The following is a 20,658-nucleotide window of genomic DNA, read 5'->3' as shown; positions in this document are numbered from 1 at the left end:
TTCGGGGCCTGCGCAGCGCACGCTCGGCGTGACGCACGCGCAAGGCCGCACGGCGCGTTTGCATGCAAGCGCCACGCACACCACGCGCCGAACGCAAACAAGGGCCATAGCAGCGGCATTGGATATCGCGAGCCGCATCCCCAACTACGCGACCATGAACTCTCGTCCCGCTCCCGCCGACGCGCTCGCCGGCTTCCACCCCGCGGTGGCCGGCTGGTTTCGCAAGCGCTTCGCGGCGCCCACCGCGGCGCAGGCCGCGGCGTGGCCGCTCATCCGCAGCGGACGTTCCACGCTGGTGGCCGCGCCCACGGGCTCGGGCAAGACGCTCACGGCGTTCCTCTCGGCCATCGACGAACTCGTGCGCGAAGGGCTCGCGAATGCGACGCAGCCTTCGGTTAAGGCAGTGCCGCCTGCGGCTAAGGCTGCGCAGCGTCCGACAAAGACCGCGTCTGCGAAGCCAACCGATCCGGCCGCGACTCCCGACGCCGCCGACAACCCCGCAGCCGCCGCCCTGCCCGACGCCACGCTCGTCGTGTACGTGTCGCCGCTCAAGGCGCTCTCCAACGACATCCGGCTCAACCTGGAAGCGCCGCTCGCCGGCATCGCCGACGAACTCGCGCAGCGCGGCCTGCCGCCCGTGGAGATTCGCACCGCCGTGCGCACCGGCGACACCTCGCAGCAGGAACGCACCGCCGTGCGCAAGCGCGCGCCGCACATCCTCGTTACGACGCCCGAATCGCTCTACGTGCTGCTCGGCTCCGCCTCGGGGCGAGCGATGCTTTCCACGGTGCGCACGGTGATCGTCGACGAAATTCACGCGCTCGCCGGCAACAAGCGCGGCTGCCATCTCGCGTTGAGCCTGGAGCGCCTCGATGCGCTGTGCGGCCGGCCTCTTCCGCGTATCGGGCTGTCGGCCACGCAAAAGCCCATCACGACTGTGGCGCGTTTTCTGGTGGGCAGCGCCGCGGCAGCCGGGCACGTCGCCGAAGCAGGCAGCAAGACGGAGCGCGACGCAAGCCTCGACACCAGCCGCAATACGAGCCGCGATACGAGTCTCAATGCAAGCCTCAATACAAGCGTGAACGCGCCCGCCCCACGGCGCGCAGACCGCACGGCCCGCACTATCCGCCGCGGTGCAAAAGCCGACCCCAGCACCACCGCCGACCTCCCGCTCGACCCCGAAGGCCACCCCATCGACTGCGCCATCGTCGACGTGGGCCACGTGCGCGAACGCGATCTCGCCATCGAGATTCCGCCCGAGCCGCTCGAAGCCGTCATGGCCAACGACGTGTGGGAGCGCGTCTACGACCGCCTCGCCGAACTCGTCGCGCAGCACCGCACCACGCTCGTGTTCGTGAACACGCGCCGCATGGCCGAGCGCGTCGCGCGCCATCTCACCGACCGGCTCGGCAAGGAAGCCGTCGCCGCGCACCACGGCAGTCTCGCGAAAGAGCATCGCTTCGACGCCGAACAGCGGCTCAAGGCGGGCGCGTTGCGCGTGCTGGTGGCCACGGCGTCGCTGGAACTGGGCATCGATATCGGCGACGTGGATCTGGTGTGCCAGATCGGTTCGCCGCGCACCATCGCGGCGTTCCTGCAACGCGTGGGGCGCTCGGGCCACCAGGTGGGCGCGGTGCCCAAAGGCCGGCTCTTTCCCACGTCGCGCGACGATCTGATCGAATGCGCCGCGATTCTGGACTGCGTGCGCCGCAACGAACTGGACCGGCTCGTCATGCCGCATGCGCCGCTCGACGTGCTCGCGCAGCAGATCGTGGCCGAAGTCGCGGCCGCCGAGTGGAACGAGGACGCGCTGTTCGAACGCCTGCGCCACGCAGCGCCCTACGCGACGCTTACGCGCGAACAGTACGATGCGGTGCTGCGCATGCTCGCCGAGGGCTACACCGGGCGTCACGGCGTGCGCGGCGCGTGGCTGCATCGCGACGCCGTAAGCCGCACGCTGCGCGGGCGGCGCGGCAGCCGGCTCGTGGCCCTCACCTCAGGCGGCACGATTCCCGACAACGCCGACTACGCCGTGCTGCTCGAACCGCAGGGCGTCAACATCGGCACCGTGAACGAGGACTTCGCGGTGGAAAGCCTCGCGGGCGACGTGTTCCAGCTGGGCAACGCGTCGTACCGGATTCTGCGTGTGGAGGCGGGCCGCGTGCGCGTGGAAGACGCCCAGGGCCAGCCGCCCAACATCCCGTTCTGGCTGGGCGAGGCGCCGGGGCGCAGCGACGAACTCTCAGCCGCCGTCGCGCGGCTGCGCGAGGAAGTCGAGCACAGGCTCGCGGCGGCAGAGCCTCACGCTGAAGGTGATGAAAGCGATGAAGTCGACGAAGGTGCCGATGGTAGCGAGCGAGCCAATGACGCGCACGCCGACCACCGCGCCACTGCGCTCGCGCCCGCCATCGGCTGGCTCGTCTCCACGCTGGGCCTGAACGAAGGCGCCGCGCGTCAGATCGTCGAGTACCTGGCCCGCGCGCGGGCCGCGCTCACCGTGTTGCCCACGCAGCACACGCTCGTCATGGAGCGCTTCTTCGACGAATCGGGCGGCATGCAACTCGTCATTCACGCGCCGTTCGGCAGCCGCATCAATCGCGCGTGGGGCCTTGCGCTGCGCAAGCGCTTTTGCCGCAGCTTCAACTTCGAACTGCAGGCCGCCGCCACTGAAGACGCGATCATCCTCTCGCTCACGGGCAGCCACAGCTTCGTGCTGGACGAAGTGTGGCGCTATCTGCGTTCCACTTCGGCCGAACACATCCTGATTCAGGCGCTGCTTGACGCGCCGCTCTTCGGCGTGCGCTGGCGCTGGAACGCCACCACGTCGCTCGCGTTGCCGCGCCAGACGGGCGGGGGCAAGACGCCGACGCCCATCCAGCGCATGCGCAGCGAAGACCTGCTCGCGGCCGTGTTTCCGGACCAGGTGGCGTGCCTCGAAAACATCGTGGGCGAGCGCGAGTTGCCCGATCATCCGCTCGTGAACCAGACCGTGGACGACTGCCTGCACGACGCCATGGACACCGACGGCTGGCTGCGCCTTCTGCGCCGCATCGAGGCGGGCGAAGTGAAGCTCGTCGCGCGCGACCTGCCCGCGCCGTCGCCGCTCGCCGCCGAAATTCTCAGCGCGCGGCCCTACGCGTTCCTCGACGACGCGCCGCTCGAAGAACGCCGCACGCAGGCCGTGCTGAGCCGCCGCTGGACCGACCCCGAATCCGCCGACGACCTGGGCGCACTCGATGCCGACGCCATCCGGAGCGTGGCGGCCGAAGCCTGGCCGCTCGTGCGCAACGCCGACGAGATGCACGAGGCGCTGATGAGTCTTGCCTGCATCAACGAACGCGAGGCCGGGCAATGCGACGGCTGGTCCGCGTGCCTCGCTGCGCTCGCCGGGGCGGGCCGCGCCACGCGCATGAAAGTGGCGCTCGGCGACGCGCTCTGGGTGCCCGTGGAGCGCCTCACCTGCCTCGAAGCGCTCTACCCGCAGGCGCCGTGCGAGCCCGCGCTGCGGCCGCCCGCGGGCCACGATGCGCCGTGGCACGAAGAAGACGCGCTCGTCGAAGTGATCCGTGCGCGGCTCACGGGCTTCGGGCCGCAGCCGGTGCCCGTGATCGCGCGGTCGCTCGCGCTGCCGGCGTCGGCCGTCGCGCTCGCGCTGACGAAGCTCGAAGCCGAAGGCTACGTGATGCGCGGCCGCTTCACGCCCGGCGCGCTTGAAGACGAGTGGTGCGAGCGGCACCTGCTCGCGCGCATTCATCGCTACACCGTGCGGCGGCTGCGGCGCGAGATCGAGCCTGTGCAGCGCCACGACTTCATGCGCTTCTTGTTCGAATGGCAGCACGTGAGCCCTTCTACACGCGTGGAAGGCCGCGATGCGCTCGCCGCCGTGCTCGACCAGTTCGAAGGCTGGGAAGCCGCGGCGGGCGCGTGGGAAGAAGACATCCTGCCCGCGCGCGTGAAGGACTACTCGATCACCTGGCTCGACGAACTGTGCCGCGCGGGCAAGGTGGTGTGGGCGCGGCTCGGCGCACGGGCACGCACGGCGGCGGGCCCCGTGCGCGCCACGCCCGTCGTGCTGCTGCCGCGGCGGCATCTGCAACACTGGCAAACGCTGGTCGGCGAAGCGGACGGCGAACTCTCGGCACGCGCGCAACGCGTGCATGACCTGCTCGCGCAACACGGCGCGATGTTCTTCGACGAACTCGCGCAGCACGCGCATCTGCTGCCCGTGGAACTGGAAAACGCGCTGGGCGAACTCGTGGCCGCGGGGCTGGCGAACGCGGACGGCTTTGCCGGCCTGCGCGCGCTCATCAAGCCCGTGGCGAAACGCAACGCCTATTACGGCAGCCGACGGCCTCGCGGCGCAGGCGCGCTGATCGGCGGCATGGAGGACGCGGGCCGCTGGGCGCTGCTGCGGCGTCCGGCGGCATCTACGGCGGCCACTGCGGCCACAGCGCAGAGCGAAAGCACGGACAGCGCAACGCTTGCCCGCAAACCGCAGACCGAGCCCGAGGTGCTCGAACACGTCGCTATCACGCTGCTGCGCCGCTATGGCGTGGTGTTCTGGCAGCTGCTCGCACGCGAGGCGCCCTGGCTGCCGCCGTGGCGCGACCTGCTGCGCGTGCTGCATCGCATGGAGGCACGCGGCCACGTGCGCGGCGGACGGTTCATCGAAGGACTCTCCGGCGAACAGTTCGCGCTGCCCGAAGCCATTCCGCTGCTGCGCGAGGTGCGCCGCCATGCCGACGACGGCGTGCTCGTCTCCATTGCGGCCACGGACCCGCTGAACCTCGTGGGCACCGTGCTGGCCGGCGAGAAAGTGCCGGCGGTGGCGGGCAATCGCGTGCTGTTTCGCGACGGCGTGCCCGTGGCGACGCTCGTGGCCGGCAGCTTCGATTATCTCGGCGACTTCGACCCCACCACGAAGAACCAGATGCGCATGCGCCTCGCGCAGCGGTATTGAAGCGGCGGTATTGAAGCGGCGATATCGAAGCCGCCATGTCGAAGCCCCCTGCCGGGACGCCACGGTCGATTGTTCTTTTTGCACGGCGTCACCGGTCACGAGCGCGACGCGCACCGCATCGCCCATAGCGGCGCCGTCGCGCCTCGACCCCTGCCAGCAAGGCGCCGCGCGCATACGCGGACGCTGCCTGCACGCTCGCGAGCCGCGCAGGATAATCAGGCACCAGTCTTGCCACTTCGAGGCACATTGAGTTCAAGACGAGGTTCACGCGATGGGCACTCCCGCAGCACGACCCGCCCGGCCCGGCATCAAGCCCGGGCTCACGCAGCGCACCACGCTCGCCATCGGCGAGGCGCTCGCGGGGCAGAGCCGCGGCCTGCGCTCGATGCTGCTCTTCGCGGGGCCGGCCGTGGTGGCGTCCATCGCCTACATGGACCCCGGCAACTTCGCCACCAACCTGCAAGCCGGCGCGCGCTACGGCTACGCGCTGCTCTGGGTCGTGCTGGCGGCGAACGTCATCGCCATGCTGTTCCAGGCGCTTTCGGCGAGGCTCGGCATCGTGACGAACCGCAATCTCGCCGAGATGTCGCGCGACCACTTCCCGCGGCCCGTCGTCTATGCGATGTGGGGCGTGAGCGAAGTGGCGGCCATGGCCACCGACCTCGCCGAGTTTCTGGGCGGCGCCATCGGGCTCTCGCTGCTCTTTCATCTGCCGCTGCTCGTGGGCATGGCCGTGACCGCCGTGGTGACGTTCGCGATTCTGAGCGCCGAGCGGCGCGGCTTTCGGCCCGTCGAACTGATCATCGGCGCGCTGATTGCGGCCATTGCGCTTTCGTACGTGGTGGAACTGATGATCGTACCCGTCGATCTGGGCGCCGCCGCTCGAGGCGCATTCGTGCCGCAGTTGCCGGACTCGGGCGCGCTCGCGATTGCCGTGGCCATGCTGGGCGCCACGGTCATGCCGCACGCCATCTATCTGCACTCCGGACTCATGCAAGCCCGCGCGCCGGCCCGCGACGACGCCGGGCGCCGCCAGCTCGTACGCTATTCCAACCGCGAGGTCATCGTCGCGCTCTCGCTCGCGGGGCTCGTCAACATGGCGATGGTGATCATGGCATCGGGGGCGTTTCATGCCGGGCACCGCGACGTGGCCGAAATCGGCGCGGCGTTCCACACGCTCACGCCGCTCTTCGGGGCCGGAGCGGGCGTGGTGTTTCTCGTCTCGCTGCTCGCTTCGGGCATGTCGAGTTCCGCCGTGGGCACGCTGGCCGGGCAGATCATCATGCAGGGCTTCACGGGCTATCGCATTCCCGTGTGGCTGCGCCGCGTCGTGACGATGGCGCCCGCATTCGCGGTTGTCGCGGCGGGCGTGAACGTCACCGATGCCCTCGTCTACAGCCAGGTGGCGCTGAGCTTCGCGCTGCCCGTGCCGATGATCGCGCTCGTGATCTTCACGAGCCGCCGCGCCGTCATGGGGCCCTTCGTGAACAGCCGCTTCATGACGATGGTTGCGGCGCTTGCCACCGTCGTCGTGCTCGCGCTCAACGCCGTTCTGCTGCTGCACGTCTTCGGCGTACCGGTGCCGGGGCTGCCGGCCGCGTGAAGCGCTCGCGGCTTGTCTCATTGCGCGCGGGCGTTCAGGAGTTCGGATCGGTCCGCATGGGCGGTTCGCGTTTCGGGTCTCATTCAAGCTCTCACACGTCAGCCTGCGCCTGGGATTTCTCTCACGCGGGCGTTCAGGGCATGACCGACCTGCGAACCCACCGTCCATGAAAAGATCGCCTGCTGCCTGCGAATCCGTCGCTCCGCGCGTGTGCCCGCGCCCACGCCTGCACGGCATGCGCCTCGTCGTGCCCGCGTGCCTCGCGTCCATGGTGGCGGCCTGCACCACGCCGCCCACCGCGCAGATGCCGCCCGCCAACGACACGCTGCCCGAAGCCCTGCGCGCCACGCCCAACGAAGTGCTCGCGGACGTGCTGACGGCCGTAGGCGACACGACCTACACGTGCCGCCGCAACGGCGACACGCTCACGTGGGTCGCGACGGGTTCGGACGCCACGCTCGTGGACCCGGCACGGCGCAGCGTGGGCACCGTGGCGCCGGGCCGCTATTTCGTGGGCTACGACGGCAGCTACGTGGTGGGTCGCGTCGTGGGCGAGGAAGTGGTGGCCGCGAACGCGCTGCCCTGGCAACGGCTCGTCGCACGCTTCAATGCGGGCGAGCGGCGCGGCGAAGGCCGCTTTGCACGCACGAGTTCGGTCCAGCGCGTGCAGACCACGGGCGGCATGCCGCCGGACCCGGCGTGCGGCCAGGAAGGCGTCTCGCTCTTCGTGCCTTATTCGGCCACGTACCTGTTCTATCGCAACGCGGAGCCTTCCGCGGACAATGCGGTGACGCGGCCCGCGCCCAAGCCTGGCATCAGCGTCGCGCATGCAATGGCATCGAGCGGCGTATCGGCCAGCGCGACCGCGACCGCAAGCGCAAGCGCGACCGCAAGCGCAAGCAATGCGGCACACGAATGACGGGCAGCATCACGCAGTCATTCCCCGTCTGCCGCTTTTGCAGAATATGGCAATAGCGTGTCAGCAGAAGCTATGCATATCGACTTCGCCCCGATGCCGCGTTTATGCAAATGGCGTACGAATGAATGGGACAAAGCTCAATAAGCTTAAACCATCCTTTCATATTCGTAATATTTGATAGAAATGCTTGTCCGGCGAGGCTCCGACGGCATGTCATGTCGAATTGACCGAAAGCTTCATGCAATGGCGCAAAATCTACGTGACGCGATTTTCTATCGATTTTGCCGTTAACGTTGCGCGAATTGCGTTGAAACGCGCATAGGCATTTTTCGTCACGTCTCCTCCGGTCTTACCAAGGTGACATTCGGCAATCGGTATGAAACAAACCGTTACAGCCTTGAAACACTCGCCGCTCTACCTTCCGATCATTCGCTGCGACGGCTACGGTCTCGATACGGTTTGCATTGCGTGCGAGTGCAGGGGGACGCCGGGCGACAGGGACAACCGGAGGAAAAATGAAACTAGCCGTAATGACGAGGAGCACCGCGCTGTTCAGGTTGATCTGTCAGTGTTTCGAGGCCGACGGCGCCACCTGCAGCCAGTTCGCCGACGACGTTACGCTCGCCCGCGCCGTCTATCGCGAAGACTTCAGTGCGATTCTGATCGACGCCGAAACCGGCGTGAACCCGCTGCGCCCCGTGCTCGCGCGCCGCGCCTGCTATGCGGACCGCCGTGCTCCGCTCATCGTGGTGGGCGCGCGCGGCGACCGCGCGAGCATTGCCCGCACCTTCGACGCGGGCGCCGACGACGTCGTGCTCTCTCCCATCGACTCGCGCGAACTCGTCTTGCGCGTGCATCTCGCGCTGCGCCGCTTCCAACCCGTTCAGCCTTCCGACGCCGACGACCGCCTGGAATGCGGCGTCTATCGGCTCGACCGCCGCTCGTGCGTCGTGCACGTGGCAGGCGATACGGTGCGCCTCACGTCGCGCGAATTCGCCACCGCGTGGCTGCTGTTCTCGCGTCCCGGCGAATACGTGAGCCGCCGCCAGATTGCGGGCGCGGTGTGGAGCAGTTCGGAAGACATCGTGGGCCGCACGCTCGAGCAGCACATCTACAAGCTGCGCAAGAAGCTCGAACTCAACGGCGCGCACGGCGTGCATCTGCGCACGATGTACGCGCACGGCTATCGCATCGAGCTCGCGGAGACGGCGGCAGCGCAATCCACGGACGAGATGCACGAGGCGAGCGGCCTGAACGACACGGGCGCCGCACGCCACAACGCCACGCACGAATCGCACAACTCGCACCCATCGCACAACGCGCAGCACGAGCCCGAGACCGTGATGCGCACGGCGACGCCGCGCCATGTCGCCGTGCTCGCCGCGGTCGTGCAGCGCAAGGACGCCGCCGCAGCCGTCACGCGCGCCGCGCCCGCCGACGCGACGGAATCGCTGGTGCTCGAAGAAGCCCTGCGGCCCCAGGTGCATCCGGCGGGCAGCGCGGCGGCACTCGATGCGCGTCCGTGGTCCGATACCGACAGCGACGCCTACCCGCCGCCCGCCGCCAGCCTCACGGCGTGCGCGCAAACGGCTGCACGCGTGGTGCGCACGCCGTGGGCCGGCACCACGCGCACGCCGCGCAGCAGCCGCAACTGAGTCGCCGAAGCATCAACGGAAAGACAAGCGGGCGCAGCCGCCCGCTTGCCGTTTCTTCACCACGCGTCAGAACTCGATGATGCGCGGCGACAGCAGAAAGAGCCGTTCCATGTGGCTGTGCTCGTTGCTGCGATAGCGGAACAGCGCGCCGATGAGCGGAATTTTCGAGAGCCCCGGCACGCCCGATTCGCCGTTCGTCGTGCTGTCCACGCGATAGCCCGCGATCAGCAGACTCTCGCCCTCGCCCACGAACGATTCGGTGTTGATCGTGCTCGTCGTGATGATCGGAATGTTGTCCACCTGCTGGCCCGTGAGCGTGCCGTCTTCGATGTGCACGTTGAGCTTGATGCGCTCCTTGCCGTCCTCGTCCACCACGAGCGGCAGCACGCGCAGCGACACGCCGGTCGAAACCTGGTAGAGATCCGCCGACGTATAGCCCGACACGCGCACGAAAAAGCGCGTCTTGTGGTCCATCACGGCCTCCACGTTGTCGAGCGTCGCCACCTTCGGGCTTGCGTCGATCCGCGCGAGGTTGTTGTTCTGCAATGCGTTCACGCGCGCCAGCAGGTAGCGGCCCGCGTTGCCGATCACGGCCGTGAGCGACCCGCCCACGGGCGACGTGTCGATGACGGTGGTGCCGTCCGAGAGCGTGCGCGTATCGAAGGTCGGGTTGATGTTGCCGTTGTAGCCGTTCTGCTGCGTGATGCCGTTGCCCGTTTGCAGGTCGATGTGGCTGTTGTGCGCGCGCCAGTCCACGCCGATCTGCTTCAACGCGTCTTCGTCGATCTCGATGATGTGCGCCTCGATCTCCACGAGCCTGGGCTTCACGTCGAGCTGGTCGATGAGCGTCTGGTAGAGCGGCAGGCGTTGCGGCAGATCGCGCACGAGCACGGAGTTCGTGCGCGGGTCCGCGACGATGACGGGCAGGTTGTCCGTGCCGCCCATGGGTGTGGCGCCATAGCCGCTCTGCGAGGCGTTGGCACCGTATCCGCCATATGCGCCGCCGGCGCCGCCATAGCCCGGCAGCGGCGCGCCGCCGCCCCCGCCGCCATTGCCGCCGCCGCCCATGCCCGCGATGAGCCCGCCCAGCGCCGTGGGCGTGCCCGCGCCCGCCATGCCCGGCGGCAACGGCGGATTGCCGCCGCCTTCGTAGCCGCCGCCCGAGGTGCTGCCCGTCACGTCCTGCATGGGCTGCAAGCGCTGCATGGTGGGCTGCACGGCGTTGCGCTGGCCGCCCGCATCGCTACCATCCGGGCCGCCGTTGCCCTGCGGGTGGTACATCTTCGCGAGCACATTCGCCACGCCCGGCACGTTCACCGTATTGCCGTCGATCTGCACCTTGTGGTCCGCGGCCCACGCGTGGTGCAGCGGGAACACGCGCACCATCGACCCGATACGCTGCTCCGCGTTGTCGTCGAGCCGCCGTGCCACGTCGGCCACCATCTGCACGTACGCGGGCGGCCCGCTCACGAGCGCCGTGCCCTGCTCCGCGTCGAACATGATCGGAAAGCGCGGGTTGGAAATGTGCAGCTGGTCGAGCGACGCCTTCAGGTCCGACACGCGCGCGTGGTCGAGCTTGATGACCTGGCGCGTCACGCTGTTGGCGTCGCTGATGGACAGCACATTGCCGTCGTAGAACCAGACGAAGCCGAAGGTGGACGCGAGCGTATCCAGAAAGCGCTGCGGCGACATGTCGAACTGCCCCGTCACCGTGCCGTGCACGTCGCCGGAGATGGTGGCCGGCACGCCCTGCCCCGCGGTGAAGTCGCGCAGCACGTCCTTGAGATCCTTGCCTTCGACCGAAATATGAACCGCCGAATTGCGCCACCGGATGGGCGCCGCATCGGCGGTGAGCCCCGGCATCGCAGTCGCGACGAACACCGCTATCCAGACGGCGCAGACGAGTTTTTTTCTATTCATGGAGACAACGTCGTTCGTTGGGAGAGGGGACGTCTCGACCTCCACGGCCGCGCGCGCCGGGACCAGCGGCGGCGCGCAGCGTGGAGGGCCATGCCGGGCGTGGGGCGCCCGCGATGCGAAGGCGTTTAGCGTTCCAGCGTTTCCGAAGGCGCTTCGTGGAATTGCTTGCGGTAGCCGTTCACGAGCGTGGAGCGGTTCTGCACGCCCCACTTGTTCGCGGCGATAAGCACGCTGCGATCGCTCGTGAACGAGTCGCGCAGCAGTTCGGCGCGAATGCGTTCCATGCGTTGACGGCGAATCAGTTCCGTGGGCGAGAGCCCGAGGAAGTTCTTGAACGCGCTTTGCAGCGCGCGTTCCGTGACGCCCACCTCCGCGGCCACCTCGCGCACCGAGAGATCGCGGCGATCGAGGTTCTCCTGCAGATAGCGGTACGCGCGCCGGTACTTCGCGGGCAACCGTGCACCCACGTCGTCGAGTTGCGCGCCGTGGCGCGGCGCGCGATTGGCGAACGGCACGATGGCCGCCGCGTCGTCGCGCAGGCACTGCGCGCAGATCAGCGCGTAGCGGCTGTAGAACTGCATCGATTCGCGCGTGCGGCCCTGCGTCTGCCGCACCTTCGCCACGCAGTAGAGATATTCGAGCTGGCGGTGCCCCGTGGAGGCCGCATAGTCGATGCGATGCAGCGGCTCCAGCATCGTTTCGGCCAGTTGCGGCGACTCGGACGCGAGCGCGGCCAGCACGATTTCGAGCCGCGTGGTGCGCAGGTATTCGTGCAGACCCGTGTGCTGGGCCCAGTTCAGATGCGCGGTGAGCGCGTCCATCGCATTGCGGTTGCCGCGCGTGAGCGCACGCAGTTGCCGCAGATAGTCGATGCGTTCGCGCAGCAGCGGCACGCGCACGCGCAGCGCCGCCACTTCGTGCAGGTCCGCGGCTTCCGTCACTTCGCCGCTGCCCGGCGTGCGGTCGTCGGTCATGCCCGATTGCCAGTACGCGTGGTCCGAGAGCGCCGCCGCGGAGCGCAGTTCGCGCTGCACGGCGAGATCGAAACGCAGCGTCGTGATGACGTCGCGCCAGTACGAAGGCTCGCCGTTCACGGCGCCGCCCGCGGACGACGCGGCCATGGCCGCGAGTTCGTCGAGCGCTTCGGCCGCGGCACGCGACTGCCCGAGTTCGTGCAGCGCGCAGACGATGCCGAGCCGCGCCTCCATGCGTTGCAGCGGGTCGATGCCGCTCTCGTCCACCACGCGCGCAAAGCATGAAAGCGCCGTGGCGAGCCGGTGCCGGAACAGCGCCTGCCAGCCCGCGTTGCGGCACGACGCGGCACGAATGGCTTCGCGCGGCGTGCGGATCACCTTCTGCGCGCGGCGGTACTGCTCTTCGGCTTCGTCGCCGATACCGAGCGTCATCTGCATGTCCGCGTGCAGTTGCAGCAGGTACGGCATGTCGGTGCCCTGATGCGCGTCTTCGGCCCAGCGGTTGGCTTGCGCGCCCGCCGCGCCGAGATTGCCTTCGAGCACCTTGTCGAGAAAGCCCGCGGGCAGACGGCGCACGGTAAGCGCGGCGGCGAGCGGGAAATAGGGTGTCAGGAACATCGTGCACTCCTTGTTGAAGGGCCAGCCTGACAGGCGACCATGTGAGCCCAATGTATCGGAGCCCTTGGTTGACATCTTCAACAAATCTTATTGGCGCGCGCGATTTGAGAACTGTTGAGGTTCGATGCGTGACGGATGGTGACGCAGGCGCGAACGGTGCGCGTCAACGATGCTGCTGCGCCGTCGCGATGGCGCGCAACTGCTCGCCGAGGCTCGTGAGCACGAGCTGGTCTTTCACCTGGTCGACGAAGATGCCCACCAGCAAGGCCAGCATCAGCACGGTCATGGCGCCCTTCACGGGCTGGCTCAAGGTCATGAGGTCGAGCTTCTGCGCCGACTTCGACACGAAGCCGAACGCGAAGTCGATCATGAGCAGGATGAACAGCATGGGCGCGGCGAGCTTCGCGGTGGTCTGCATGAGCGTATCGGTCTGGCGCAGCACGAAGCTTTCGAAGATGTTCGCGGCCACCGGCGTATTCGAAGTCAACGGCCACCAGTGATACGACTCGTAGACCACGCCCAGCAGGAACGTCATGCCGCCCAGCGTCCAGAACGCGACGATGGCCACCTGCGAGAGCAGCGCGCCCGTGGGCGTGGACTGCTCCTCGCGCAAGGGGTTGGTGACCTGCATGTTGTTGTAGCCCGTGAGGTCGTCCACGTAGGTGCCCGCGCTTTCGGCCACCCAGAACACCGTGGAGGCCGCATAGCCGAGCACGAGTCCGATCACGGCCTCGCGCAGGCCGATTTCGATCAGATGCACGCCGGAAAGCGTGGTCATGAGCGAAGCCGGCTGACCGTACGCTACGAACGAACTGAGCAGCATCGCCACGCCGTTGCGCACCACGCCTTGCAGCACGCCGTCGGCCGTGGGCGGAAACATCGACATGATGACGAGGAGGCGCACCGAGCAGATGCCGAGCAGCGTCATGTAGCCGACGAAGGTGGTGCCCAGTTGCGGCAGTGCGTTGAAGAGGTCGTTCATGCGCGGATGGTTGGGCTTGTTTGTTCGTGCGGGCTCAGGCAGGCGTGGCGCGTGCGGCACGCGCCGCCGCGGCCAGACGTGCGAGCGCGGCTTCTTCGGCTTCCTCGTCGGCGGCGTCGCTCGCGGCTTCTTCGTCGCGGCGGCGCATCGCTGCAATGCGCTCGTTGCAGAGTTCGATGCGGCCGCGGTTGTTCGCGATGGCCCGCACCGCCGTGACGATCTCCTGCTGCTTCGCCTCGCAGGCCGCCACGAGCGCGGCGAGGTCCGCCTCGAGCACGCGCACGCGGTCGGTCACCACTTCGGCATAGCGCATGGCCGCGTTGAGATCGGCCAGCGAAAACGCGGCGCTGCCGCCCATCATCGCGCCAATGCGTGCGTGGCATTGCGCCAGCGTGTCGCGCGCCTGCTGCACTTCGGCGGCCTTGCCGTCACGCTGGGCCGCCAGCTGCGCGGCTTCTTCGCGCCGTGCCGCGAGCGCGGCGCGCAGCGTCTGCTCCAGCCGTTCGCGGCGTTCGGTGGTGCGCGTAAGGGCCGCGATGCGGCGTCGGTGCGTGGTCATGGTGCCCGGTTCGTTCCTCAGCTTGCTCGTGGCGCAACGCGTCAGCCGTTCGCCAGCGCGAAGAGCTGCGCGCCGGTCTCGTCGGGCGAAGCGAATTCGTCGGTGCCCTGCGAGAAGAACGCGCGAATCGCGTCGATCTTGCCGATGGCCTCGTCCGCCACGGGGTTGCCGCCCGGCTGGTATTCGCCGATCTGCAACAGCATCTCCACTTCGCGGTGCTTCGCCATCAATTCGCGCAGCCGCGCCGAAGCCGCCATGTACTCGCGCGGCACCACCTGAGGCATGACGCGCGAGAGGCTGCCCAGCACGTCGATGGCCGGATACTGGTTTTTCGCGGCGATTTCGCGCGAAAGAATCATGTGGCCGTCCAGAATGCCGCGCACTTCTTCGGCAATGGGATCGCTGCCCGATTCGTCTTCGGCCAGCACCGTGTAGAGCGCCGTAATCGAGCCGCGCGCGCCCATGCCCGCGCGCTCCAGCAGGCGTGGCAACTCCGCGAAGATCGAAGGCGGAAAGCCGCGTCGCGCAGGCGGCTCGCCCGCGGCGAGGCCGATCTCGCGCTGGGCGCGCGCAAAGCGCGTGAGCGAATCCATCATCAGCAGCACGCGGCAGCCTTCGTCGCGAAAGTGCTCGGCAATCGCGGTGGCCACATAGGCGGCCTTGGCGCGCTCGATGGACGAGCGGTCCGAGGTCGCGCACACCACGACGGAGCGCGCCATGCCCTCCTCGCCCAGAATCAGTTCGATGAACTCGCGCACTTCGCGGCCGCGCTCGCCGATCAGCGCGATCACCGTGACGTCGCACTGCGCGCCGCGCGCGAACATTCCGAGCAGCGTGCTCTTGCCCACACCCGCGGGCGCGAAGATGCCCATGCGCTGCCCTTCGGCGAGCGTCATCATGGCGTCCACCACGCGCACGCCGGTGGCAAGCGGCGCCTCGATCAGGCGGCGGCTCATGGGGTCCGGCGGGTCCGCGAAAATGGGACGCTCTCCGGTGGCGTCGATAGGACCGAGCCCGTCGATGGGCCGCCCGAGGCTGTCGATCACGCGCCCCAGCAACGCCGTGCCCACGGGCACGGAGAGCGGCCGGCCGAGCCCCACCACCTGGGTGGAACGCGACACGTCCGCGAGCCGCGAAAACGGCGAGAGCAGCGCGACGTCGCGCGTGAAGCCGATCACCTCGGCGTATTGCAGCAGCGCGCCGTTCGGCGCGCGCAACTCGCACAGCTCGCCGAGCGACACGTCGAGGCCGCCCACCTTCACGAGCGTGCCGATCACTTCGAGCACCTTGCCCGTGCGCGCGATGCTGCGCGTGGCGAGAATCTCCTGCTCGATGGCGTCGGTCAGGCGCTCGACGTCGAGCAGCCGGCGCGAGACCGCGGCGCGCGTGGAAGCGGTGTCGTGCGGCGTGCTCATTGCGGGCCGGGGTCATGCGCGGCACGCGCGTCGAAGTCGGGCGAGACGGCCTCTTCCAGGTCCGCACCCGCCTGTTCTTCTGACGCCCCGGACGCCTGCTGCCACGCCAGCCCGTCGATCTCGGCCGCGGAATGCTTGAGCGCGCGCGACACCGCCGAGCGCATGGCGCGCAGTTGCGTGGCGAGGCTCGCGTCCACGGCGCCGAAGTCCGATTCGCAGATGCAGCTGCCGGGCGCGAGCCGCTTGTCCGCGACCACGGAAAGCGGGAACGGCCGCCCCAGCTCGCGCCAGCGCGCGGAGAGCCGCTCGAACGCGACGCAGGCCTTGTCGTAGTCGCCGGGGCTCACGGCCACGCGCAGATACGTGGCCCCTTCGACGATGCGGTCCACGGTGGCCAGCGCGCGCTCGAACAACTGCTCCGACTGCTGCACGTGCACGATCTGCTCGACGGCGAGCGTGACGATTTCGGCGAGGCGCTCGCGCATCTTCAGTTGCGTGCGCCGCTGGTCGTCGCCCGCATCGGCCTGGCGCGCCATCCATTCGGCGAGCGCGCGTGCTTCGCCGTCGCGGTAGCCGCGCCCGGCCGCTTCGTCGTATTGAGCGCGCGCGTCCGCGAGAATGGCGGCGGCCTCGTGCTGCGCCGCGGCCACGATGGCCTGGGCCTCGGCCCGCGCCTGCCCGAGCGTCGCTTCGCGGTCGGCTGCAAGCTGCGCGTAGCCCTCTTCCAGCGACATCAGCGCGCCGAACGCGGCACGCGGCACGACGTCGCCGTGCACGCCGATGTGCACGGCGCCCTGCACGTCGGCCGGGTTGGGCAACGCGCGGTCGGATCTCAGCCAGATAACCATGCCCACTCCGGAAGCAGTTCGGGAAAGCGCGCGATCAGTTGAGGCGTGCCGAGCGGATCGGGCTCGCGCGCGGCAGCATCGAGCCACGGCACAGGCGGCAGGTCGCGCGGCAAGGCCAGGCGCAGCAGCGGGCATGGAGCGTCGGCTGGGCTTGACGAAGTGCCTGAAGTGCCGGCAAGGCCCGCGGAAAGCGTCGCGCCGCCGTTATGGTGCTCGCGGGCCATCAACGCGTAGCCTTCCAGCGCGAGCGTATCGGCGTCGAGTGCATCGAGGCCCGGCATCGCTCCGCGCGCGACGAGCCGAGCAGTGTCGGGCGCGTTCGTGGCCGTGGTGCCCGGCGGCTGCGCGAGCAGCCGATCGAGCGGCACGCCCACCCATTGCGCAAGCTGCATGCGGCTGCGTTTGTCGATGAGCCGCCGCACGTCCGCACGGCGAAACAGCAGCGCGCGCATGCGCAGCACGTTCAGACCGAGCGCGGCCGGCAAGGCGTCGAGCACCTGCGGGCCGGGTCTGAACCATGTGTCGAAGGCGGGCGGCGGCACGCGAAGCGCGCGCAGCAAGGCGCGCGAGCAGGTATCGATGGCGTTGCGGCAAGCGCTTTGGCTGTGTGCGTCGCTATCGCCCAGCGCCGCGTAGAACGTATCGAGCGCTCCCGGCGCCACATCCAACGCGCCCGCCAGCCACGACGGATGCGCCCATTGCACCGCCGTGCGCGCGTTGCGTTCCCACGCCGCGAAAGCGGCGGCAGTCCGTGCGAAAGGAAAATCTGTAGAAGCACCCATGGCGTGTGCGATATGTGCTCGTCGAATACCTGCGATACCCGCGCGATTCCGATGGTGCCGCTAGCGGCGATCGTGCCGTGCGCCGCGCCCTCAGGCCGTGGAAGACGGCCCGGCACGCCGCAGCCGCGCGAGCAGCGCGTTGAGCTTCGCGGCGAGCGCGTCGCCCTCGCGCGCCCCGCCCGCCTTGCCCGGCACGCCGCGTTTCATCCAGACGAAGAGGCCCGCGGCGCCCAACACCAGCACGAGCACGGCGCCCGCGATGATGGGCAGCGGCGAATGCGATTGCGGCAGCTTCGAAAGCTCGACCGGGTCGGCCGGCACGGCCGTCACGCTCACGGCGTCGTAGGTCAGCCCTTCCACGCTGTGCATGACGAGCGTCTTGATCTGCGGAATGAGCGCGCCCGCGTCAGAATCGGGCCGGTACTTGATGAACACCGACGCCGAAGACGGCTTGATCTGCTGCGCGAGCGGATCGTTGTTCGGCAGCACGATCTGCACACGCGCCACGATCACGCCGTCGATCTTCGACAGCGTCGACGAAAGCTCCTGCGAGAGCCCGTAGATGAAGCGCACGCGCTCTTCGGTGGGCGTGGAAACGAGCCCGTCCTTTTTGAAGAGACTGCCCAGGTCGTCGTACTTGCTGTGCGGCAGGCCGCGCGAGCGCAGCACTTCCACGGCGCGCACGATCTGGTTGCTGTCCACGTCGAGCGCCCAGGTCTTGCCGTTGTCGGGCGTCGCCTTCGAGGCGTCCACGCCCTGCTCCAGCAGCGCCACCAGCATCTCGTTCACGTCCTGTTCCGTGAGATTGCTGTACAGCTCCTTCTGACAGCCCGCCAACGCGGCGCAGAGCGCGAGCGTCGCCACGAGCGCGGCGCGGCGCGTGGTGCGCGCGATGCCGTGCCCCGGCTGCCGGACAGGTCGTGCCGCGTGGACCGTCGTTGCGTGCATGGCTACTGGTTCTTCATCAGCGTTTCGATGGCGGACTTCGACGAGTCCACCACGCCCATCTTCGCTTCCATGTCGAGTTGCGTGCTCGCCATTTCGAGCGTCATCTTCGTCGTGGCGGCCATGATCTCGTTCATCGACATCTGCGGGGCCTGCTGCGAGAACTGCACGACGTCGTTGACCGACTGCTGGATCTCCGCGTCCTGCGCGGCCACGAGCTTCGACACCACGTTGGTGTTCTCGCCGTCCGCGTGCTCGGGCTTCGCCATGCGGTGGTTCTTCATCATCGAACTGAACTTCTCGCCTTGCTGCGCGAGCGACGGGTCGCTCGCCTGCTGGGTGGCCTGCAGCGCGCTTTCCACCTGCTTTGCCGTCACCGATACGCTCATTGCTTCTCTCCCGCGGGAAGGTTGCCGTCATGCCGCCGCGTGCCACCGCGTGCGATCAGGTGCCACCGGCCGTCATCGCATGCGATGGGGCCGGGCCTGATGCCGTCCATGCCGTCGCGCGCTCGCGCCCATTCACGCCCATTCACGCGCGCAGATAGCCCTGGTAGCCCTGCTGCGCGAGCGGGTCCTGCGGCTGGCGCACGCTCTGCTGATGGCTGGCCGTCGTGGCGCTCTCTTCCTCGTCGTCGTTCAAGGTGGTGACCGACAGCGGAATTTCGAGCGGCGCGCCGTTGCGATGCTTGCGCACCGCTTCGAGCAGATCTTCACGCGCCTCCAGCGCGCGCACGAGCTTCTGCGTGTCGCGGCTCGGGTTGGCCTGCACGGCCTCGGTCGCGCTCTGGCGCCAGTTGGGGTCACCCTTCACCGAGAGGCAGAACGCGAGCAGCGCCTTCGCATACGCGAAGTGCGGCGCGTTCTCCACCACGCGCGAAAACACGCGCACGGCGTCGTCCCAGTGGCCGCGCGTCATGTGGATGATGCCCTCGAAGGTGTCGATCTCCGCCACCTTCGGACGCAGCACGCGCAAGGCGTCCAGCACGAGTTCGATGTCGTAGGGGTCCGCTTCCACTTTCGGGAAATTCGAAAGCAGCGCAGTCGAGACGGTCTCGATCAGCCCACCGACGATGTCCGGACTGCAGTTGAGATAGTTCGGCGAGGTCACGCTCATGTCGAAAGGCTCCTGCACAGGGTGAAAGAAGAGCACGATGCGGCGCGATGGGTCGAGCCACCGCCACAATGGTTCACGCCCACCAATGGTTCACGCTCACCAATGGTTCACGCCCACCAATGGTTCACGCCACAATACGCAGCGCGGTCCCACAGGAGCGGCAGCGACGCGAAGCGAGCGCAACGGGTGCGAAGCGGGTACGCAGCGGGTACAAAGCGCGGGTACACAGCTGAGCAACGGCAGGGCAACAACGAAGCCCGAGTCGCGACGGGCCGCAGCGCAACAGGCGACGGCCACGGCCGCGCAACCCGCCGTTCGCTACGGAAGCATGGTCCTGAAAAACCGCACCACGTCGGCGTTGAATCGATCATGGAACGCCGCGCGGTCGAACCCCGGCAGACTGTTGCAGAGCGCGGGCCGCATGCGGGAAAGGCGCGCATCGCACGGCGGCAGGAAGTCGTAGTGGCCTGCGTCGGCCACGAGGTGATAGTCGGGCGCGCGCGGCAAGTCGTCTCGCACCGGCTCGTCGTAATACGGATGCGGCTGATGACGATCGTCGGCGGCGCTCCAGAGCTGAACCGGCACACTAACGCCGCACAGGCCTGCGCGACCGAAGGCGAAGCCAAACGAAGGCGCGGCCACGACTGCAGCACGAATGCGCGGATCGTGCACCCATGCCCGCGCCGGCACGTCGGCCGCGAAACGGAGATCGACGCCGGCATGCCGCAGCGCCTCGCACAGGTCCTGCCCGGCGTGGACTTCGCAAAACGGGGCAATGGTGGAGAGGTCCGGTACGCCGCCCGCGGCTACCAGCACAGTGAAGCCGCCGTTGGAAAAACCGAACGCGCCGATGCGGGTGCCGTCCAGCCGTTCGTGCCCGTGCCACGTGTCGAGCATGTAATCGATCAGGCGGTGTAGCTGTTCAGGACGGCGCCAAAGTTGCAGGACGCCGCTCTGGTCGTCGACGGTGTCACCGGCGTGACTGACCGCGGCCGCGACGAAACCCGCGTGAGCCAGCGCGAGCGCGGTGTCGTAATGGCCGCCATACCAGCCCCCGCCGCCATGCGACAGCACCACCAGCGGCAGACGGTCACCGGCCAGCGGCGCATCGGGCGCGACAACCTGCGTGAGTTCGCCCACGGAATGCGACGTGGCCGGCGCATCGGTCGGATACCAGATGCCTGCTGTGAGCGGCGGCTGCGCTCCGTTCGGTATCCGGACCACTTCGAAGCCGACCTGGGCGGCCAACCCAGGCACAGGCACGGCCATCAGCCCGAGCAGGATCGCGACAACGGTGGTCCATCTCACGGTGCGCTCCGTCATGGTGAGTGCGCGAGGCGGGTGCGGGAAACCTCAGTATCG

15 protein-coding genes are annotated in these 20,658 nt (G+C 68.5%); 4 read left to right on the top strand and 11 right to left on the bottom strand.

Going from position 1 to position 20,658, the window contains the following annotated elements; all coding sequences use genetic code 11:
• The first annotated feature begins 154 nt into the window (after positions 1 to 154).
• The 4 genes from U0042_RS08220 to U0042_RS08205 all read left to right on the top strand — a co-directional run bounded on the left by U0042_RS08220 (position 155) and on the right by U0042_RS08205 (position 9,137).
• Positions 155 to 4,960 carry a DEAD/DEAH box helicase gene (locus U0042_RS08220; RefSeq protein WP_232833326.1) on the top strand — a complete coding sequence of 1,602 codons (4,806 nt, stop codon included), beginning with the start codon at positions 155 to 157 and terminating at the stop codon, positions 4,958 to 4,960.
• A gap of 271 nt (positions 4,961 to 5,231) precedes the next feature.
• Positions 5,232 to 6,563 (top strand): Nramp family divalent metal transporter, encoded by a 1,332-nt coding sequence (locus tag U0042_RS08215; RefSeq protein WP_114810520.1) that lies wholly within the window; start codon positions 5,232 to 5,234, stop codon positions 6,561 to 6,563.
• Positions 6,564 to 6,729: 166 nt separating this feature from the next.
• Entirely contained in the window at positions 6,730 to 7,482 is a 753-nt protein-coding gene (locus U0042_RS08210) for a DUF3455 domain-containing protein (RefSeq protein WP_114810519.1), read from the top strand.
• A gap of 515 nt (positions 7,483 to 7,997) precedes the next feature.
• Positions 7,998 to 9,137 (top strand): response regulator transcription factor, encoded by a 1,140-nt coding sequence (locus tag U0042_RS08205; protein ID WP_232833325.1) that lies wholly within the window; start codon positions 7,998 to 8,000, stop codon positions 9,135 to 9,137.
• A gap of 66 nt (positions 9,138 to 9,203) precedes the next feature.
• Here U0042_RS08205 and sctC read toward each other — a convergent pair whose 3' ends face one another.
• The 11 genes from sctC to U0042_RS08150 form a co-directional block, all read right to left on the bottom strand.
• On the bottom strand, positions 9,204 to 11,057 hold the full coding sequence (gene sctC / locus U0042_RS08200) for a type III secretion system outer membrane ring subunit SctC (protein ID WP_114810517.1): 1,854 nt from the start codon (positions 11,055 to 11,057) through the stop codon (positions 9,204 to 9,206).
• Positions 11,058 to 11,182: 125 nt separating this feature from the next.
• Positions 11,183 to 12,649, bottom strand: coding sequence for a helix-turn-helix transcriptional regulator (locus tag U0042_RS08195; RefSeq protein WP_114810516.1), 1,467 nt, complete (start codon positions 12,647 to 12,649; stop codon positions 11,183 to 11,185).
• Between the two features lie 163 nt (positions 12,650 to 12,812).
• Positions 12,813 to 13,631, bottom strand: a complete 819-nt coding sequence (sctT, locus tag U0042_RS08190) for a type III secretion system export apparatus subunit SctT (RefSeq protein ID WP_114810515.1) — start codon at positions 13,629 to 13,631, stop codon at positions 12,813 to 12,815.
• Between the two features lie 34 nt (positions 13,632 to 13,665).
• Positions 13,666 to 14,190 (bottom strand): type III secretion protein, encoded by a 525-nt coding sequence (locus tag U0042_RS08185; protein ID WP_232833324.1) that lies wholly within the window; start codon positions 14,188 to 14,190, stop codon positions 13,666 to 13,668.
• 41 nt (positions 14,191 to 14,231) lie between these two features.
• Positions 14,232 to 15,605: a type III secretion system ATPase SctN gene (gene sctN / locus U0042_RS08180; protein WP_269814038.1), complete on the bottom strand. Its 1,374-nt coding sequence runs from the start codon at positions 15,603 to 15,605 to the stop codon at positions 14,232 to 14,234.
• The gene (sctL, locus tag U0042_RS08175; protein ID WP_114810514.1) at positions 15,602 to 16,453 is read right to left on the bottom strand and encodes a type III secretion system stator protein SctL; all 852 of its coding nucleotides are present in this window, start codon (positions 16,451 to 16,453) and stop codon (positions 15,602 to 15,604) included. Before sctL ends, sctN begins: the two co-directional genes overlap by 4 nt.
• Positions 16,438 to 17,235 (bottom strand): type III secretion protein HrpB4, encoded by a 798-nt coding sequence (locus tag U0042_RS08170; protein ID WP_114810513.1) that lies wholly within the window; start codon positions 17,233 to 17,235, stop codon positions 16,438 to 16,440. The genes sctL and U0042_RS08170 overlap by 16 nt, the downstream gene beginning before the upstream one ends.
• A gap of 90 nt (positions 17,236 to 17,325) precedes the next feature.
• Complete coding sequence (gene sctJ, locus U0042_RS08165) at positions 17,326 to 18,183, bottom strand: type III secretion system inner membrane ring lipoprotein SctJ (RefSeq protein WP_232833323.1); 858 nt, start codon at positions 18,181 to 18,183, stop codon at positions 17,326 to 17,328.
• A gap of 2 nt (positions 18,184 to 18,185) precedes the next feature.
• Complete coding sequence (locus U0042_RS08160; RefSeq protein WP_114810512.1) at positions 18,186 to 18,569, bottom strand: type III secretion protein HrpB2; 384 nt, start codon at positions 18,567 to 18,569, stop codon at positions 18,186 to 18,188.
• Positions 18,570 to 18,711: 142 nt separating this feature from the next.
• Positions 18,712 to 19,296: an HrpB1 family type III secretion system apparatus protein gene (locus tag U0042_RS08155; protein ID WP_114810704.1), complete on the bottom strand. Its 585-nt coding sequence runs from the start codon at positions 19,294 to 19,296 to the stop codon at positions 18,712 to 18,714.
• 318 nt (positions 19,297 to 19,614) lie between these two features.
• Positions 19,615 to 20,604, bottom strand: a complete 990-nt coding sequence (locus tag U0042_RS08150; RefSeq protein ID WP_232833322.1) for an alpha/beta hydrolase family protein — start codon at positions 20,602 to 20,604, stop codon at positions 19,615 to 19,617.
• Positions 20,605 to 20,658 lie beyond the last annotated feature (54 nt).

The sequence above is a fragment of the Paraburkholderia kururiensis genome, from assembly GCF_034424375.1.
Lineage (GTDB): Bacteria > Pseudomonadota > Gammaproteobacteria > Burkholderiales > Burkholderiaceae > Paraburkholderia > Paraburkholderia kururiensis_A.
The sequence above is the reverse complement of the archived record's forward strand: the minus strand, read 5'-3'. Positions and strand labels throughout refer to the sequence as shown.

Bases quoted from the DNA above. Each gene is read 5' to 3' on its own strand.
- U0042_RS08205 (WP_232833325.1), top strand. From the start codon at position 7,998: ATGAAACTAGCCGTAATGACGAGGAGCACCGCGCTGTTCAGGTTGATC.
- sctN (WP_269814038.1), bottom strand. From the start codon at position 15,605: ATGAGCACGCCGCACGACACCGCTTCCACGCGCGCCGCGGTCTCGCGC.
- U0042_RS08215 (WP_114810520.1), top strand. From the start codon at position 5,232: ATGGGCACTCCCGCAGCACGACCCGCCCGGCCCGGCATCAAGCCCGGG.
- U0042_RS08195 (WP_114810516.1), bottom strand. From the start codon at position 12,649: ATGTTCCTGACACCCTATTTCCCGCTCGCCGCCGCGCTTACCGTGCGC.
- sctJ (WP_232833323.1), bottom strand. From the start codon at position 18,183: ATGCACGCAACGACGGTCCACGCGGCACGACCTGTCCGGCAGCCGGGG.
- U0042_RS08160 (WP_114810512.1), bottom strand. From the start codon at position 18,569: ATGAGCGTATCGGTGACGGCAAAGCAGGTGGAAAGCGCGCTGCAGGCC.
- U0042_RS08210 (WP_114810519.1), top strand. From the start codon at position 6,730: ATGAAAAGATCGCCTGCTGCCTGCGAATCCGTCGCTCCGCGCGTGTGC.
- U0042_RS08220 (WP_232833326.1), top strand. From the start codon at position 155: ATGAACTCTCGTCCCGCTCCCGCCGACGCGCTCGCCGGCTTCCACCCC.
- sctC (WP_114810517.1), bottom strand. From the start codon at position 11,057: ATGAATAGAAAAAAACTCGTCTGCGCCGTCTGGATAGCGGTGTTCGTC.
- U0042_RS08155 (WP_114810704.1), bottom strand. From the start codon at position 19,296: ATGAGCGTGACCTCGCCGAACTATCTCAACTGCAGTCCGGACATCGTC.
- U0042_RS08170 (WP_114810513.1), bottom strand. From the start codon at position 17,235: ATGGGTGCTTCTACAGATTTTCCTTTCGCACGGACTGCCGCCGCTTTC.
- sctT (WP_114810515.1), bottom strand. From the start codon at position 13,631: ATGAACGACCTCTTCAACGCACTGCCGCAACTGGGCACCACCTTCGTC.
- sctL (WP_114810514.1), bottom strand. From the start codon at position 16,453: ATGGTTATCTGGCTGAGATCCGACCGCGCGTTGCCCAACCCGGCCGAC.
- U0042_RS08185 (WP_232833324.1), bottom strand. From the start codon at position 14,190: ATGACCACGCACCGACGCCGCATCGCGGCCCTTACGCGCACCACCGAA.